Consider the following 16,586-nt stretch of genomic DNA (forward strand, 5'->3'; position numbering starts at 1 on the left):
AAACCTTCTTGCGGCGGAACTCTGTAAATCACAATGAGTCAGGTTAAATATGCCCCCAAAGACTAGGCCATAGTTACTATTGGTCTAAAGTCCCGGTTGAGACGAGCGGTCGTTTCTGTTTGAGTGGAGATGCCCCCACTGACAGACCGCAGGGAGTTGTCACAGCCCGGTCACGTGGCGGTTTTACCCTAGGCGCACAACCTGATGAGGAGACAGGCCATGTCCTTGCAACACAGCAGCGAAGACAAGATTGAAGTGATCCGCACCAAGCCCGGCCAATCTCTGGGTTGCTCGATACTGGACAAGGATGGGCGTGAAGTACCGATCACTGAAGAAATGATCCAGCAAGCGTGCAGCGAACTGGAGAAGCGATTGGTCAAGCCTGCCGAACAAGAGTGATATAGCCACCGTCTTCATGACCCGGTCCTTTTGACCGGGTTTTTTCTGTCTGCAGATCAGGTATTTGTGGCGCGGCCTTCGCGAGCAAGCTCGCTCCCACATGGACCTCTGAAGATCTCCTGTGGGAGCGAGCCTGCTCGCGAAAGGGCCGACCCGGTTTCTAGACGGCCACCGCCCCCAGCGCCGCCACGATCTTCGCCAAAGCCGGCGAATCCCCTTCAACCCGCACCTTCAGTCCTTCAATCTCGCGTCGCACCGGATACTGCTTGCGCAACACATCGAACGCCGCCCGCTGCTCACCGACATTACCTACAAGGCTGCGGCGAAAGTCCGCGTCATCACGGCGCGGGTCGTACACGCCTCGGCACAACATCGCCAGCGCCCAGGCCGGATCGCTGTCAGCATGCAGGGTCACTTCAGACAACCACGGTGCCGGCAAAAGATCACTGAGTTGAATAACTGCCGGTTGGCCGCTGAATTCGCAATACGCCTGATAAATCTGCGCCGTTCCGCGCTGTTTACCGTCGAGGCTGTAACCGGCAATGTGCGGCGTGGCCAATACGCAGAGCTCGGCCAGCGCCGCGTCAACCTCAGGCTCGGCCTCCCAGACGTCGAGAATGGCTTGCAGGTCTTCACGCTCCAGTAGCACTTCGCGCAGGGCAAGGTTATCCACCACTGGACCACGCGCCGCGTTGATCAACCACGCACCGGGCTTGAGCTGCTGCAAACGCTGCTGATCAAACAGATGCCAGGTCGCGCCGGCACCGCTGCGGGTCAACGGCGTGTGCAGACTGATCACGTCGCACTGCTCGATGATCTGTTCCAGGCTGACATAATCGCCCCCTTCGGCAGCCTGACGCGGCGGATCGCAGACTTTGACGTTCCAGCCCAGGCCCTTCAGGACCTTGATCAGGCGCCCGCCTACCTCGCCGGCACCAACGACACCGTAAGTCCGTTGAGTGAGATCGACACCTTCGATTTCGGCAAGCGTCATCAGACTGCCCAGCACGTAATCGACCACGCCCCGAGCGTTACAGCCAGGCGCACTGGACCAGGTAATGCCGGCCTCACTGAAGTACTCGAGATCCAGATGATCCGTCCCGATGGTGCAGGTGCCGACAAAGCGCACCTTGCTGCCCTCAAGCAACGCGCGGTTGACGTTGGTCACCGAACGTACGAGCAAAACGTCAGCCTGCTCGACCGTCGCACGGTCGATGGAACGGCCTGGCACCCGGCGGATCTCGCCGAAACCGGCAAAAAAGGCATCGAGCAGCGGGATATTTTCGTCGGCAACAATCAGCATGGCGGGCTCCTTTGGCGGATCGGCAGTTTAGGTGCAGATCGGTCGCCGGGCCAGCAGGGTTTGCGCTTACAAATCCGCAACAGAGGATTTTTCCTGACCAAGGCGTCAGCGGCGTAGAATGCGGCGCCTTGCGCATCAACACCTGTGGACGCTTTGCCCGTGAATTCTGTAACTGATCAACCTGTCGCCGTCTCCCTCACCCGCCCCGCGCGTATTCGCCTGGAGTTCAAGAACCTGCTCGCCCTGGCGTTGCCGATCATCATCGCGCAACTGGCGACCACGGCCATGGGCTTCGTCGACGCCGTCATGGCCGGGCGCGTCGGGCCAAAGGATCTGGCGGCCGTTGCCTTGGGCAACTCGATCTGGGTGCCGGTATTCCTGTTGATGACCGGCACGCTGCTGGCAACTACGCCGAAAGTCGCCCAGCGTTTTGGCGCTGGCACTCACAGCGAAATCGGCCCGCTCGTCCGTCAGGCATTGTGGCTGGCACTGGTGGTCGGGCTGATTGCGACGGCGATGCTGGTCGCCGCCGAGCCGGTGCTGCACCTGATGAAGGTTGATCCCGAGCTGATCGGCCCGTGCATGCAATACCTGCATGGCATCGCCAGCGGCCTGCCGGCGGTGGCGTTCTATCACGTGCTGCGCTGCACCAGTGACGGCATCGGTCGCACGCGTCCGGCAATGGTATTGGGCCTGTGCGGTCTGGCACTGAACATTCCGCTGAACTACGTCTTCATCTATGGCCACTTCGGTGTGCCGGCGATGGGCGGCGTCGGCTGCGGTTGGGCCACGGCCATCGTGATGTGGGTGATGGCGCTGGGTCTGGCCGGTTATGAGCGCTGGGCGCCGGCCTATCGTTCGAGCGAAATTTTCAGCCGCTTCGACTGGCCGCAATGGGCGGTGATCAAGCGACTGCTGGCGATCGGCCTACCGATCGGCATCGCGGTGTTTGCCGAGTCGAGCATTTTTGCCGTGATCGCCCTGCTGATCGGCAGCCTCGGCGCCACTGTAGTGGCCGGGCACCAGATTGCGCTCAACGTCAGCTCGCTGGTGTTCATGATTCCGTACTCGCTGGGCATGGCCGTTACCGTGCGCGTCGGTCAGGCGCTGGGCCGCGAAGAACCACGCGAGGCACGGTTTGCCGCGGGCGTCGGCATGGGCACCGCGCTGGCTTACGCCTGCCTGTCGGCAAGCATGATGCTGTTGCTGCGCGAGCCGATTGCGGCGATCTACACCGCTGACCCGACGGTGATTCACATCGCGGCGATGCTGATCGTGTATTCGGCGCTGTTCCAGTTTTCCGATGCGATTCAGGTGACCGCCGCCGGCGCACTGCGTGGCTATCAGGACACTCGGGTGACGATGATCCTGACCCTTTTCGCCTATTGGGGCATTGGTTTGCCGGTGGGCTATGCCCTCGGTCTGACTGACTGGCTCGGCGAACCACGCGGCCCGAGCGGTTTGTGGCAGGGTCTGATCGTTGGCTTGAGCTGTGCGGCGTTGATGCTGTCGATTCGCCTGACGCGCAGTGCGCGCAAACGTATTCGGATCAGTCGTTCGGCGGGCTAAACCCTGACGCAGGACAAAAAATGTGGGAGCCAGCCTGCTGGCGAATGCGGTGTGTCAGTCGCCATTAATAGTGACTGAGATACCGCTTTCGCGAGCAGGCTCGCTCCCACATTTGGTTTTGCGTTCGCCTGGGATTCAGGCGTTCTTTTTGCGAATCCAGTACAGGTAGGTACCGGCCTCTTCGTGCTGGCTCACCAGTTCATGGTCGAGAAACACGCAGAATTTGGGGATATCGCGTTTGGTCGACGGGTCGGTGGCGATCACCTTGAGCAGGCCGCCGGGCGCCAGGTCACGGATGTGCTGGTGCAGCATCATCACCGGCTCCGGGCAATTGAGACCGGTGGCGTCGAGCGTGCCGTCGACCGGGGTATCGATCATTTCACTCATGATTCACTCCTGAAACTGGCCGGCATTGTCGCCCATTGCCGGGTATTCGGTCATCTGTGGCGTTACGCCACACCCCCTGTGGGAGCGAGCCTGCTCGCGAAGGCGTCGTATCAGCCAACATCATTGCTGGATCGGATTGCGCTTTCGCGAGCAGGCTCGCTCCCACAGGGTTTTGTGTTGTGTCAGCGCGATTTGGGCTTCTTGATGTCATGCCGACGCAGGTGGCAGGTCACTTCCTCACGATCGTGATACAGCTGTTTGCAGCCGATATCGACCTTGATCCCGCGCGCCTTGAAACCATCGGCGATACGTTCGAGCAAACGCTTCACCTCGGCGTAACGCTGCTTCATCGGCAGTTTCAGATTGACCACTGCTTCGCGGCAATGCCCCTCGCCGATCCACTCTTCGAGCATCGCGGCGTTGCGCGCCGGTTTCTCGACGATGTCGCAGACCATCCAGTCCACCGGTTGCTTGGGCTTGAAGGTGAAACCGTCGGCCATCAAGTGCTGCACCAGACCGGTATCCATCAGGCTTTCGGCCATCGGGCCGTTGTCGATGGCGGTCACCAGCATGCCGCGGTTGACCAGTTGCCAGGTCCAGCCTCCCGGTGCGGCGCCGAGGTCGACGCCGGTCATGTCGCTGTGCAGGCGATCTTCCCACTGATCACGCGGGATAAAGTGGTGCCACGCCTCTTCCAGCTTCAGCGTCGAACGGCTCGGCGCTTCACGCGGGAACTTCAGGCGCGGAATGCCCATCGGCCACATCGCCGAGTTACCGGCGTCTGCCATTCCCAGAAACACTTCACGACCACTTTTGAAGGTCAGCAACAGACGCGGCTTGCTGGCGTCTTCCACCAGTTTGCCGGCGCCGGTCAGCGCCTTGCGCAGCGGGCCTTCGAATTTCTTGCAGAAGTTCGACAGTTCCTTGCCGTCGTTGGTGTCGACGACTTCCAGCCACAGGCTGCCGCACACCGGAAAATCGGCCATGTGCGCGAGGATCACGCTGATGCGATCGTTTTCCGGCAGATCGATAAATACGCCGCGCGCCCACTGACGCGGGAAGATCAGTTCGGCAAAGCGCTGCCCGCGCATCAGGCGCTCGGCGCCGTCTTCTTCGGTGCAGACAAACTCGGCGCACGCAGTGGCGGCTTTGGCCTTGGCGTAGCCGGCCACATTGAGTTGCGCAGCGAGGTCGGAAATTTCCGAACAGACTTCGCCTTCGAAGCCGGGCCGGCAATGCATGAATAGGGTGTTCATTCTTACTCCTGGGCAGCGGGCGCTCATTCGGCCGCTGCGCGATGCTCAGGCCTTGCGTTGAAGCAAAGCCTGTCACGAAAACCGGCGCATGATAGCCGATGTCGGAACCTTGGACTTGCCCATAGAGTCCAGTTATTAGCCAGCTACCTAAAACAGGGCTAGGTTTAAAGCTCTATTCGTCCCCCGATCCGTAGCCGTGCGGATTCAAAGGAGTGATTGTAATGCCGTCCCTCGATAGCCTGAAAACGCTCAAAACCCTGCAAATCGACGACAAGACCTACCACTATTTCAGTTTGCCGGATGCCGCCAAGAGCCTGGGCGATCTCGACAAGCTGCCAATGTCGCTGAAAGTCCTGCTGGAAAACCTGCTGCGCTGGGAAGATGAAAAAACTGTCACCGGCGCCGATCTCAAGGCGCTTGCCGCGTGGCTCAAGGAGCGCCGCTCCGACCGCGAAATCCAGTACCGCCCGGCCCGGGTATTGATGCAAGACTTTACCGGCGTGCCCGCCGTGGTCGACCTTGCCGCCATGCGTGCGGCGATGGCCAAGGCCGGCGGCGATCCGCAGCGAATCAACCCGCTGTCGCCGGTGGATCTGGTGATCGACCACTCGGTAATGGTCGACAAGTTCGCCACCGCCAGCGCATTCGAGCAGAACGTCGACATCGAAATGCAGCGCAACGGCGAACGTTATGCCTTTCTGCGTTGGGGCCAGAGCGCCTTCGACAACTTTAGCGTGGTGCCGCCGGGCACCGGTATCTGCCACCAAGTCAACCTCGAATATCTCGGCCGCACCGTGTGGACCAAGGATGAGGACGGCCGCACCTATGCCTTTCCCGACACCTTGGTCGGCACCGACTCGCACACCACCATGATCAACGGCCTCGGCGTTCTTGGCTGGGGCGTTGGCGGGATCGAGGCGGAAGCGGCGATGCTCGGGCAACCGGTGTCGATGCTGATTCCGGAAGTGATCGGTTTCAAACTGACCGGCAAGCTCAAGGAAGGCATTACCGCCACTGACCTGGTGCTGACTGTCACGCAAATGCTGCGCAAGAAAGGCGTGGTCGGCAAATTCGTCGAGTTCTACGGTGACGGCCTCGCTGATCTGCCGCTCGCCGACCGCGCGACCATCGCCAACATGGCTCCGGAATATGGCGCGACGTGCGGCTTCTTCCCGGTTGACGACGTGACTTTGGAATATCTGCGCCTGTCCGGGCGGCCGCCGCAAGTGGTCAAACTGGTCGAGGCCTACACCAAGGCTCAGGGCTTGTGGCGTCTGCCCGGTCAGGAACCGGTCTTCACCGACAGCCTGGCGCTGGACATGGGCAGCGTCGAAGCGAGCCTGGCCGGACCGAAACGTCCACAGGATCGCGTCTCGCTGCCGAATGTACCGCAAGCCTTCAGCGACTTCATCGACTTGCAATTCAAACCCACCAGTAAAGAAGAAGGACGCCTGGAAAGTGAGGGCGGCGGCGGTGTCGCGGTGGGCAATGCCGATCTGGTCGGCGAAACCGAATATGAATACGAAGGCCGCACCTATCGCCTGAAAAACGGTGCGGTGGTTATTGCTGCGATCACTTCGTGCACCAACACCTCTAACCCGAGCGTAATGATGGCCGCCGGGCTGCTGGCGAAGAAAGCCGTGGAGAAAGGCCTGACGCGTAAACCGTGGGTGAAGAGCTCGCTGGCACCGGGTTCAAAAGTGGTTACCGACTACTACAAGGCAGCGGGATTGACGCAATACCTCGACCAGCTCGGGTTTTCCCTGGTCGGCTATGGCTGCACCACCTGCATCGGCAACTCCGGGCCGCTGCCCGAGCCGATCGAGAAAGCCATCCAGAAAGCCGACCTGACCGTGGCGTCGGTGCTGTCCGGCAACCGCAACTTCGAAGGCCGCGTGCATCCACTGGTGAAGACCAACTGGCTGGCCTCGCCACCGCTGGTCGTCGCCTATGCTCTGGCCGGCAGCGTGCGCAGCGATATCAGCAGCGAACCGCTGGGCGAGGACAAACAAGGTAATCCGGTATATCTGCGCGATATCTGGCCATCGAGTAAAGAGATCGCCGATGCGGTCAGTCAGGTCAACACGGCGATGTTCCACAAGGAATACGCCGAGGTGTTTGCCGGTGATGAACAATGGCAGGCCATTGAGGTGCCGCAAGCGGCGACGTATGTGTGGCAGGATGATTCGACTTACATTCAACATCCGCCGTTTTTCGATGATATTTCCGGCCCGCTGCCGGAAATCAAGGACGTCAAAGGTGCGCGGGTATTGGCCCTGCTCGGTGATTCAGTCACAACCGACCACATCTCCCCTGCCGGTAACATCAAGGCTGACAGCCCGGCCGGGCGTTATCTGCGCGAAAAAGGCGTCGAGCCAAGGGACTTCAACTCCTACGGCTCACGGCGTGGCAATCATGAAGTGATGATGCGCGGCACCTTCGCCAATATCCGCATTCGTAACGAAATGCTTGGCGGCGAAGAAGGTGGCAACACGATCTACATTCCCACCGGCGAGAAACTGGCGATCTACGATGCGGCGATGAAGTATCAGGCTTCGGGCACGCCATTGGTGGTGATTGCCGGGCAAGAATACGGCACCGGTTCCAGTCGCGACTGGGCGGCCAAAGGCACCAATTTACTGGGCGTGAAAGCGGTGATCGCTGAAAGCTTCGAGCGAATTCACCGTTCCAACCTGGTGGGCATGGGCGTGTTGCCGCTGCAATTCAAGCTTGATCAGAACCGCAAGAGTCTCAACCTGACGGGCAAGGAAACCTTTGAAATCCAGGGTTTGACCGGCGTCGAGCTGACACCGCGGATGAACCTGCCCCTGGTAATCACCCGTGAGGACGGGCGTCAGGAGAAAATCGAGGTGTTGTGCCGCATCGATACGTTGAACGAGGTTGAATACTTCAAGTCGGGCGGGATTTTGCATTACGTCCTGCGCCAGTTGATCGCCTCGTAACGCACATACCAATGTAGGAGCTGCCGCAGGCTGCGATCTTTTGATCTTGCTGTTAAAAGCCAAAGTCAAAAGATCGCAGCCTGCGGCAGCTCCTACATACAGGCGAAAAAAAACCCGCCGAAGCGGGTTTTTCCCAAGACCATTATCGACTCCCTGTCGGCAGCGATCCTTGCAAATGGTCGATCATCCGTGATCCTGAAACACTCCCTGTGTCTCAGTTGATGTGTGTAGATTACGCAGTGGATCCAATCGGCAATAGTCGTAAAAGCTACCAGTGCGTGTAAGACATTCGCCATAGCAACCCTTCCGAAAACCCTTAGCCCTGTCAGGCATCAAGCATCGAAGCCGCAATCTGCGCGACTTTCAGCTGCCCTGAAGCTTGTTCCAGCGCGTCATCCTCCAGAAACCACGCAGCGGACAAACCGGCAAACGCCAGCACCCATTGCAGCAGCCTCCGCCGATCCAGTCCGGCAGCCTCGACAATCACAGCCAGCTGCCGACGAAAGCGTTGGGGATCGGTGGCTGTCGGCAAGTCCGGGTTGCAAATCAGGTTGGCGTAGTCAAAACCGCGCTCGCCCCTGACTCGTTTCGGATCAATAGCCAGCCAGCCGCGCGATTCGAAATCCAGCACATTGTCGTGATGCATGTCGCCGTGCAGCACTACGACATCCAGTGGATCGGCGAGCAGGGCTTCGGCGGTTTGCAGGCTCAGGGTATAGAGGCCGCCATGTCGGGCCGCTGCGATGCGCAGCGACGCAAACCATGGCCCCAGCTCCAACAGCGGCGGTGGCTGTGTCGGACGCGGCGCATGCAATCGCGACAGCGCCGAACAGAGAATCCGGCTTGCCTCGTCGTCTTCGCCATTCAGCGCCATGTGCATCAGCGAGCGTCGGCCCATGGCACGCTCCATCAACAGGCCATCCTCGTGGTGCGCCAACACTTGCGCAGCGCCGTCACCCTCCCACCAGGTCATCAATCGATTGCCGTGTTTCTCATCGACATCCAGCGCCACCTTGAGCATGGCCGGCTTGTCGTTCAGGCGTACCGGCAGCAGTCGGCTGCCAAGCGTGATGATCGGTGCGCCGTCCGTCACTAATGACCAGCGTTGCAGCCACGGCTGGAAAAGATCAGCCGCCATCACGCTCCCTGGCTTTGGCGCTCTCGGCAAGAAACTGTTCGAGTCGGCTCAACTGTTCTTCCCAGCCACGGCTGTCCATGTAATACGCCTCTTTCTGGCGAATGTCGGGAATGTGCGCGAAGCCTGATTCAGACACCTTGAGCAACGTTCCCTCCTCGAAATCCTGCAGCTCGAACCTGACCAGCGTGGTCGGCTCCTGGGAATAGTCGATTTTCGGGTTCACCGCATACGGATGCCAGCGAAACGAAAACAACTGCTGCGGCTCGACCCGCTCGATCAGCACATTCCACAACACATGTTCATAACCCGGATACGTGACCTGCCCTTGCGTCCATTCACCGGCAATAAACCGCCGTCCTTCCAGCGCCACACCAAACCACTGGCCAAACGCCTCGGCATCGACCAATGCACGCCAGACATGCGAACGCGGCGCCTTGAGCGTGATCTTGCGTTCGAAACTATTGGGTACTGGTTTCATACGTCACCTCCTGTTCTGAACACTAGGCCTGTATGACCACATGTCCAATGTGAAGTTGTATCAGAGCGGTGCAGTCATTCATCAGCAAGGAAACATCAAGCTGCAGTTTTCTGACCGGTGCAGTGATGGATCCAGCCCCCCTTCGCCCAACGAAACTGTTACCTTTTCCAGCGAATTTGAATCAACAAGGACGAATCATGCCGCCATCCCTCGCCGAACGTTACCGCGGTGCCCTGCTTGGTCTGGCATGCGGCGACGCTGTCGGTACTACGGTTGAGTTCAAACCACGGGGATCATTCCAACCGTTGACCGATATGGTCGGCGGTGGCCCGTTCCACCTCAAGCCAGGGCAGTGGACCGATGACACCTCAATGGCGCTGTGTCTGGCGGAAAGCTTGCTGAACAAAAATGGATTCAATGCCGCTGATCAGATGGGCCGCTACCTCAACTGGTGGCAATGGGGCTATCTCAGCTCGACCGGTGAGTGTTTCGATATCGGCATGACCGTCAGTCAGGCGCTGGCGCAATATCAACAAACCGCTGATCCCTTCGCCGGCTCGACCGACCCGTACAGCGCCGGTAACGGCTCGCTGATGCGTCTGGTGCCGGTGGTGCTGTTCTACTTTCCCGACGCCCGGAAAATCCAGAGCTTCGCCGCCGACAGTTCGCGAACCACCCACGCAGCACCTGAAGCCATCGAATGCTGCCAATTGCTGGCCGGGTTGATCGCCTGCGCGCTTGAAGGCGCGAGCAAAGCAGAACTGCGTCAGCTGCCACGTGCCAGCTTCTCGCAACCCAAGGTTGCTTCCATTGGGCGTGGCGATTTCCTCGGTCTGTCCGAGGCAGACATCAAAGGTAGTGGCTACAGCGTGCAGTCGCTGGAAGCGGCGTTGTGGTGCTTTCACCACACGGACAGCTTCGAAGCGGCCATTTTGCGCGCGGCCAACCTGGGCGATGACGCCGATACCACCGCCGCGATCACCGGCCAATTGGCCGGCGCCTATTACGGCGTGCGGGGGATTCCTGAACACTGGCTGGAAAAGCTGCACGACGTTGAAGAGATTGCGGCGACCGCCGACCGTTTGCTCGCGGCTTCCCGAATGCGCGCGCCTGAATAAGCGCGACGCAGCCGCTACACTGCTCGGCACTTACTTTGATACAGCGAGATTTGACTATGTCCCCACGCCTGCTTCTGGCCCTGACACCCTTCCTGTTCACTCCCCTCGCCCACGCTGCCGTCGACTGCGCCAATGCCAGCGACCAGGCGACAATGAATCAGTGTGCCGGGCAGGACTTCAAAGCGGCGGACAAGGAGTTGAACGCGGTTTATCAGCAGATCACCGGACGTTTGAAGGACAACCCGGATGGCAAGAAGCTGTTGGTCAGTGCGCAACGGGCGTGGCTGGGGTTTCGGGATGCCGAGTGCAAGTTTTCATCGTCCGGGGTAACGGGCGGGAGCGTTTATCCGTGGGTTTACAGCAGTTGCCTGACCGGCGTGACCAAGGTCCGGGTTGAGGCGCTGAAACAGTATTTGAAGTGTGAAGAAGGTGACATGAGCTGCCCGGTGCCCGGGGCCTGATTTTTGCCGCGGTTTTGAGGGATCTTTCGCGAGCAGGCTCGCTCCCACATTGGAACGCATTTCAAATGTGGGTCAACGCCCGTGCAATGCGTTGCGCGTGATCATGTTCTGCTCAGGCCGATACGACTCGGCCCTGTGCACACTCGCGCACACGACAGGAGCACCACTGCGCAAACTTTCCTCAAGCACATGCCGTAGCCGCAACAATCCCTCACGTTGCATCGCCAGGTTGGCCTCGATCTGGCGTATCTCATCCATACGGATATCGATTTGCTCGATGGTCAGCGATTTCGAACAACTGCCATCCTGCAAGAACAGACCGCGAATGGTCTCGAGAGAAAAACCAAGCCGTTGCGCGTCGCGCACCAGTATCAATCGTGCAACAGCTGCCTCGGCGTAGTGGCGATATCCATTGGCGTCACGGGTAGAAGGCTCCAGTAACCCTTGTTCCTGGTAATAGCGAATGGCCGAAGCGGCAACACCGGTGCGCTTGGAAACTTCTCCAATCTTCATAAAAACTGCTTGACCTTCAAGTTGGCTTTAATCGTTAGCATAAGCCCAGGCTCAGCACGACAGCCAGTCGTTATTGACCCACCTGAACATCTTTCACCTTTACGGAATTTGATGATGAGCACACTGACAGACCTGCTGAAATGGCGCTACGCAACGAAAAAGTACGACCCTTCCCGGACGGTGTCCGATGAAAAAATCGAGCGCATTCTGGAAGCGGTGCGGTTAACGCCGACATCAAGTGGACTGCAGCCCTTTGAATTGCTCGTAGTGACTAACGCAGAGATTCGCGAAAAGATCAAAGCCGTCAGCTGGAATCAGCAGCAGGTTACCGACTGCTCTCATTTGCTGGTGTTCGCCGCGTGGGACGACATCACTGCGGAGCGAGTCAACATGATGTTTGACCTGACCAATGAAGTACGCGGGACGGTTAACGAAGGATGGGAAAATTACCGTCAGATGCTCTTGGGTATTGTCGCTGGACGTGGCAAGGAAGCCAATTATCAGGCGGCTGCGCGACAGGCTTACATCGGTTTGGGCTCGGCTTTGATCGCCGCAGCGTTTGAAGAAGTCGATGCCACACCGATGGAAGGTTTCGACCCGGCAGCCATCGATGAGATCCTCGGGCTCTCGGCTCGCAACTTGCGCAGTGTGGTGATTCTGCCGTTGGGGCATAGAGCCACTGAGGGAGACTGGTTGGTCAACCTGAAAAAGGTGCGCCGCTCGCGGGAAAACTTCGTTACCGAGATCAAGTAACCCCGGTAAGAGCGGGTGACTGAAGCATGCCTGTAGCGTGTGTGCCCGCTCTAATCAATCCCTGAACCCCTCATCGATACCAGCGGCCACCGAGTGGATCGCGTCCCTCCTCTGCGCTCGACTTGTTTTGAATTCGAGAGCAAATCGACATTGAAATCCCCCCAGATCGATGAAACAGAGGTTCACTCTGTGGCCCCCGCACTCGATTCCACCTGTGCTCTTAACAAAACAAGAACAATTTATTATTGCCATTCGATAATTTAACATCGAGAATTAGTCATTCCCAATGGCACCGCAAGGATTTTTCATGAGTACTCGTAACAACGGATTGGCACTGCAGCGCATGCATTGGGTCGGATTACTGGCAGCGATTCTTGTCTGGGTTTTAGGGGTGACCGAGGTCGGTGGCAACGCATCGATCTGGTTCTTCAAAACGGATGAAATGCTCGCGGCTCTGCTTTACGCCTTTGCTGAAAACTCACCGCAATTGCTTGACCCGTTTGTCGAAGGCGCACTACTTGCGCCCGACACATGGCTCTCACCACTGGTCACCGCGCTGCTCATCGCTTTGGATTTCCTGCCCGTTCTGCTCTCGACTTACGTGCTCTGGCTGACAGGCCTGTTTTTCCTGCGCTTGTCCCGCGGTGAAACCTGGACCGAGCGCAATATCAGGGTTCTTTGGCGAGTGGGGATTCTGTGCATCATTTCTCCTGCAACCTACCCGCTGGTAGAGACCTTGCAAGGTTTGACGCTGTCTATCGATCTGCCCCCTGGGGAGCGCATTTTTCAGTTCTCGATTGGCCTGTCTTCCTCGTCGGCCTACGAGATCATCAAAGGGGTTTTGCTCTGTTTGTTTTCAATTATCATGCGTGACGCAAAAGTACTCAGCGATGAGCAAAGTCAATACATATAGAACAAGACAATGACCATTATCGTCCGCCTTGACGTTGTCATGGCCACGCAAAAAATTCGCTCGAAAGAGTTAGCTGCGCTGCTGGGCATTACCGAGGCCAACCTGTCGTTACTGAAAAATGGCAAGGTCAAGGGCGTGAAGATGGCCACCCTGGACAAACTCTGCGCCGCACTCGATTGCCAGCCTGGCGATCTGCTGGAATACCAGAAAGACTGAGCCTTGCGCATAAACGCGAGTTAATTACCGCCAGTCCCCACCGTTTACCTTTTATTCAATCCTTGGTTGTAAGGCGACTTTGTCATGACCCGGTTTTTACTTTGCGCGCTGTTGTTGCTGACAGCGTTGATCAGCGGCTGCGCGACACAATTGGACGTAGCGTTAAATGCGACACCTGATCCGGACTATCAATTTGATCGAAAGGCAACTGTGCTTGTGACATCAGCAGGCGGCAGCGACGAAAACTCTCTGAATGCCCGCTACTATCTTCGCGACATGGTTAACGCGCTGAAAGACCGGGGCTACCGGGAGGTCTACACCGACGCCAGCCTGCCAAAGAACCATGCGCCGATAAACATGACGGTCAGCCTCGATATTGGCAGTCGACAGGTGACTTATCGTTATACCGCCACCGAGTATGGGCACGTGCCGACCAGCACCTCTACCGTGTGCAAGAACAGCAAGAAAAAGGACGACCGACTGACCTGCACCAGTACACCCAACACGACCTACGGCCCGATAGGTACCTCGGAGCGAACCGGTTACACCACGCTCAGTACATTCAATGCCACGGCCCGGGATGAAGCCAGCAAACGCACGGTCTACCTGCTTCGGGCCTCGTCCTATAACGATGACTGCCAGTCCGCCAAGGTCGAAGCGTTTCTGGTGGAGCAAGGTTTGCAGAACCTGAGCTTTGAGGAGCGCGTACAGCGTAACTACAGCGTCACGATGCCCGAGGGTTACAGCTGCAAATAGGCTTTGCAGGACAACTCACAGCCTCGGCTCAAGCAGCATGAGCCGAGGCTGCGAACCGTTAAACGTGCGGGTCACCCGGCGCCTTGGTCGGCGCCGCATATTGCGGCTTGAGATGGCCGTCCTGATCAAGCAGCCAGGCGTCCATGATCTGCCGCACCACGGGACCGGCGACACGACCACCGGCCTCACCGTTTTCGATCATCACCGAAATCGCGATTTTCGGATGCTCGGCCGGGGCGAAACCGACAAACAAGGCGTTATCGCGGTGCCGTTCGAGGGTTTTCTCACGGTTGTAGCGTTCGCCCTGCTTGATCGCCACCACTTGCGCCGTACCACTCTTGCCAGCGATGCGATATTGCGCACCGGCCGCTGCCGCGCGGGCGATGCCTCGGGCATCGTGCATCACCATCTGCATGCCGTGGTTGACCTGCTCCCAGTCACGCGGATCCTTGAGCAGAATGTTCGGCATCGGATGCTCGTCAACCGGAGCGACACCGTCGACGGTCTTGGCCAGGTGCGGACGATTCCATACGCCTTTGTTGGCGATCAACGCCGTGGCTTGAGCCAGTTGCAACGGCGTGACCTGCATATAGCCCTGACCAATGCCGAGGATGACCGTTTCGCCCGGGAACCAGGCCTGGCGGCGCGTTGCGCGCTTCCACGCTTGCGATGGCATCAGACCGGGCGACTCTTCAAACATGTCCAGCGAGACTTTCTCGCCGAGGCCGAACATGGCCATGTAATCGTGCAGGCGATCGATACCGAGCTTGTGGGCCAGATCGTAGAAGTAGGTGTCGTTGGAACGCATGATCGCCGCGTCCATGTCCACCCAGCCGTCACCGCTGTGGTTCCAGTTGCGGTACTTGTGATCGAAGTCCGGGAGTTGGTAATAACCGGGGTCGAAAACGCGGGTCTGCGGCGTCACGACACCGGCGTCGAGGCCGGCAATTGCCACTTCTGGCTTGATCGTCGAACCTGGCGCGTAGAGCCCGCGCAGTACGCGGTTGAACAGCGGACGGTCGATCGAGTCTCGCAGTGCCGAATATTCTTTGGAACTGATGCCAGTGACGAACAGATTCGGATCAAAACTCGGATTGCTGACCATGGCCAACACTTCACCGGTCGAAGGATCGAGCGCGACCACTGAACCACGACGATCACCCAGAGCGGCTTCGGCCGCCTCTTGCAGCTTGATGTCGAGGCTCAGGACGATGTTCTGGCCGGGGACCGGGTCGGTGTGTTTCAAAACACGGAGTACGCGACCTTGAGCGTTGGTTTCCACTTCTTCGTAACCGACGTGGCCGTGTAACTGCGCTTCGTAGAAACGCTCGATACCGGTTTTACCGATGGATTGGGTACCACGGTACTCGACCGAGTCGAGGCTCTTGGATTCTTTCTCGTTGATCCGGCCGACGTAGCCGATCGAGTGGGCGAAATGTGCGCCGAGTGGGTAATGGCGGACGAACTGCGGCTCGACATCGAGGCCCGGGAGACGGAACTCGTTGACGGCCAGTACGGCGATTTGCTCTTCCGTCAGTTCATAGAACAGCGTCACCGGCGTGAATGGGTGGCGGGACTGCTTCATGGCCTTGTCGAAGACGGTGCGATCTTCTGCTGGCAGGTGCAGAAGGTTGATGACTTCGTCCAGTTCTTGATTGACGTCGGTGGCGCGTTCGCGGGTGATGGTCAGGTTGAAACTGGGGCGGTTATCGGCGAGCAGCACGCCATTGCGGTCGTAGATCAAGCCGCGTGTCGGCGGGATCGGCAAGACGTGGACGCGGTTGTTTTCGGAGATGGTCGAGTGGTAGTCGAACTCCACCACTTGCAGGATGTACAGGCGCACGACCAGGGCGCAGCTGACGGCGAAGACGAACATGGCGCAGGCGATCAACCGTTTGTTGACCAGACGCGTCTCTTTTTCGTGATCCTTGATCGGGATGGGTTCAGGCATTTCTACAGCAACTCTTTGACATAAATGAGTGCCGATCCGTGGGCATGACATCAGTCCGTTAAAAAACGAGCTGCACCATACCAAAAACTGCCCGGTCACTTCAGAAGGAATTTCCCCAATGGCGATTTCTTGCGACGGTTGGGACAGCGTTGTCCCGCGAACACTTTCCTGCGGGCAAAACAAAACCCCAACTGCTTTCGCAATTGGGGTTTCGGAATTTAATCTTGACGATGACCTACTCTCACATGGGGAAACCCCACACTACCATCGGCGATGCATCGTTTCACTGCTGAGTTCGGGATGGGATCAGGTGGTTCCAACGCTCTATGGTCGTCAAGAAATTCGGGTACTGAGTCGTGGCCTTGTGGCCTCGCTTCAGCAAATTGGGTATGTGACAGCTTTCGGTGTTTTT

Annotated in this window: 16 protein-coding genes and 1 rRNA gene; 9 read left to right on the forward strand and 8 right to left on the reverse strand. The window is 58.4% G+C overall.

What is annotated here, in order from left to right; all coding sequences use genetic code 11:
• Positions 1–219: 219 nt before the first annotated feature.
• Positions 220–399, forward strand: a complete 180-nt coding sequence (locus CCX46_RS20750; RefSeq protein ID WP_038369402.1) for a PA1571 family protein — start codon at positions 220–222, stop codon at positions 397–399.
• 160 nt (positions 400–559) lie between these two features.
• Here CCX46_RS20750 and pdxB read toward each other — a convergent pair whose 3' ends face one another.
• Positions 560–1,702 (reverse strand): 4-phosphoerythronate dehydrogenase PdxB, encoded by a 1,143-nt coding sequence (gene pdxB / locus CCX46_RS20755; protein ID WP_127929160.1) that lies wholly within the window; start codon positions 1,700–1,702, stop codon positions 560–562.
• Positions 1,703–1,861: 159 nt separating this feature from the next.
• Between pdxB and CCX46_RS20760 the strand changes: the two genes are divergently transcribed.
• The gene (locus tag CCX46_RS20760) at positions 1,862–3,271 is read left to right on the forward strand and encodes an MATE family efflux transporter (RefSeq protein WP_127929161.1); all 1,410 of its coding nucleotides are present in this window, start codon (positions 1,862–1,864) and stop codon (positions 3,269–3,271) included.
• 135 nt (positions 3,272–3,406) lie between these two features.
• Here CCX46_RS20760 and tusA read toward each other — a convergent pair whose 3' ends face one another.
• Together tusA and rlmM are read right to left on the reverse strand one after the other, a co-directional pair.
• Positions 3,407–3,658, reverse strand: a complete 252-nt coding sequence (gene tusA, locus CCX46_RS20765) for a sulfurtransferase TusA (protein WP_127929162.1) — start codon at positions 3,656–3,658, stop codon at positions 3,407–3,409.
• Between the two features lie 182 nt (positions 3,659–3,840).
• Positions 3,841–4,914: a 23S rRNA (cytidine(2498)-2'-O)-methyltransferase RlmM gene (gene rlmM, locus CCX46_RS20775; protein WP_127929163.1), complete on the reverse strand. Its 1,074-nt coding sequence runs from the start codon at positions 4,912–4,914 to the stop codon at positions 3,841–3,843.
• Between the two features lie 221 nt (positions 4,915–5,135).
• Between rlmM and acnA the strand changes: the two genes are divergently transcribed.
• Positions 5,136–7,877, forward strand: coding sequence for an aconitate hydratase AcnA (acnA, locus tag CCX46_RS20780; RefSeq protein ID WP_127929164.1), 2,742 nt, complete (start codon positions 5,136–5,138; stop codon positions 7,875–7,877).
• Between the two features lie 325 nt (positions 7,878–8,202).
• Here acnA and CCX46_RS20785 read toward each other — a convergent pair whose 3' ends face one another.
• Both CCX46_RS20785 and CCX46_RS20790 read right to left on the reverse strand, forming a co-directional pair.
• Positions 8,203–9,015: an aminoglycoside phosphotransferase family protein gene (locus CCX46_RS20785; protein WP_177413872.1), complete on the reverse strand. Its 813-nt coding sequence runs from the start codon at positions 9,013–9,015 to the stop codon at positions 8,203–8,205.
• Complete coding sequence (locus CCX46_RS20790; RefSeq protein ID WP_127929166.1) at positions 9,005–9,493, reverse strand: SRPBCC family protein; 489 nt, start codon at positions 9,491–9,493, stop codon at positions 9,005–9,007. Before CCX46_RS20790 ends, CCX46_RS20785 begins: the two co-directional genes overlap by 11 nt.
• A 197-nt stretch (positions 9,494–9,690) precedes the next feature.
• On the opposite strand from CCX46_RS20790, the gene CCX46_RS20795 reads away from it, so the two are divergent.
• The gene (locus tag CCX46_RS20795; protein ID WP_127929167.1) at positions 9,691–10,611 is read left to right on the forward strand and encodes an ADP-ribosylglycohydrolase family protein; all 921 of its coding nucleotides are present in this window, start codon (positions 9,691–9,693) and stop codon (positions 10,609–10,611) included.
• A gap of 56 nt (positions 10,612–10,667) precedes the next feature.
• Positions 10,668–11,072 (forward strand): lysozyme inhibitor LprI family protein, encoded by a 405-nt coding sequence (locus CCX46_RS20800; RefSeq protein WP_016983718.1) that lies wholly within the window; start codon positions 10,668–10,670, stop codon positions 11,070–11,072.
• A gap of 72 nt (positions 11,073–11,144) precedes the next feature.
• Here the strand turns inward: CCX46_RS20800 and CCX46_RS20805 are convergent, their stop codons facing one another.
• On the reverse strand, positions 11,145–11,585 hold the full coding sequence (locus CCX46_RS20805; protein WP_127929168.1) for a MerR family transcriptional regulator: 441 nt from the start codon (positions 11,583–11,585) through the stop codon (positions 11,145–11,147).
• A gap of 114 nt (positions 11,586–11,699) precedes the next feature.
• Between CCX46_RS20805 and CCX46_RS20810 the strand changes: the two genes are divergently transcribed.
• The 4 genes from CCX46_RS20810 to CCX46_RS20825 all read left to right on the forward strand — a co-directional run bounded on the left by CCX46_RS20810 (position 11,700) and on the right by CCX46_RS20825 (position 14,223).
• On the forward strand, positions 11,700–12,338 hold the full coding sequence (locus CCX46_RS20810) for an NAD(P)H-dependent oxidoreductase (RefSeq protein ID WP_127929169.1): 639 nt from the start codon (positions 11,700–11,702) through the stop codon (positions 12,336–12,338).
• A gap of 307 nt (positions 12,339–12,645) precedes the next feature.
• Positions 12,646–13,251 carry a hypothetical protein gene (locus tag CCX46_RS20815; RefSeq protein ID WP_127929170.1) on the forward strand — a complete coding sequence of 202 codons (606 nt, stop codon included), beginning with the start codon at positions 12,646–12,648 and terminating at the stop codon, positions 13,249–13,251.
• 9 nt (positions 13,252–13,260) lie between these two features.
• The gene (locus CCX46_RS20820) at positions 13,261–13,467 is read left to right on the forward strand and encodes a helix-turn-helix domain-containing protein (RefSeq protein ID WP_003226632.1); all 207 of its coding nucleotides are present in this window, start codon (positions 13,261–13,263) and stop codon (positions 13,465–13,467) included.
• Between the two features lie 84 nt (positions 13,468–13,551).
• Positions 13,552–14,223 (forward strand): hypothetical protein, encoded by a 672-nt coding sequence (locus CCX46_RS20825; protein WP_127929171.1) that lies wholly within the window; start codon positions 13,552–13,554, stop codon positions 14,221–14,223.
• Between the two features lie 58 nt (positions 14,224–14,281).
• On the opposite strand, the gene mrdA is transcribed toward CCX46_RS20825, so the two are convergent.
• Both mrdA and rrf read right to left on the reverse strand, forming a co-directional pair.
• Positions 14,282–16,174, reverse strand: coding sequence for a penicillin-binding protein 2 (gene mrdA, locus CCX46_RS20830; RefSeq protein WP_116030939.1), 1,893 nt, complete (start codon positions 16,172–16,174; stop codon positions 14,282–14,284).
• A 222-nt stretch (positions 16,175–16,396) separates the two neighbouring features.
• Positions 16,397–16,512 (reverse strand): 5S ribosomal RNA (rrf, locus tag CCX46_RS20835).
• Positions 16,513–16,586 lie beyond the last annotated feature (74 nt).

Source organism: Pseudomonas sp. RU47 (assembly GCF_004011755.1).
GTDB lineage: Bacteria > Pseudomonadota > Gammaproteobacteria > Pseudomonadales > Pseudomonadaceae > Aquipseudomonas.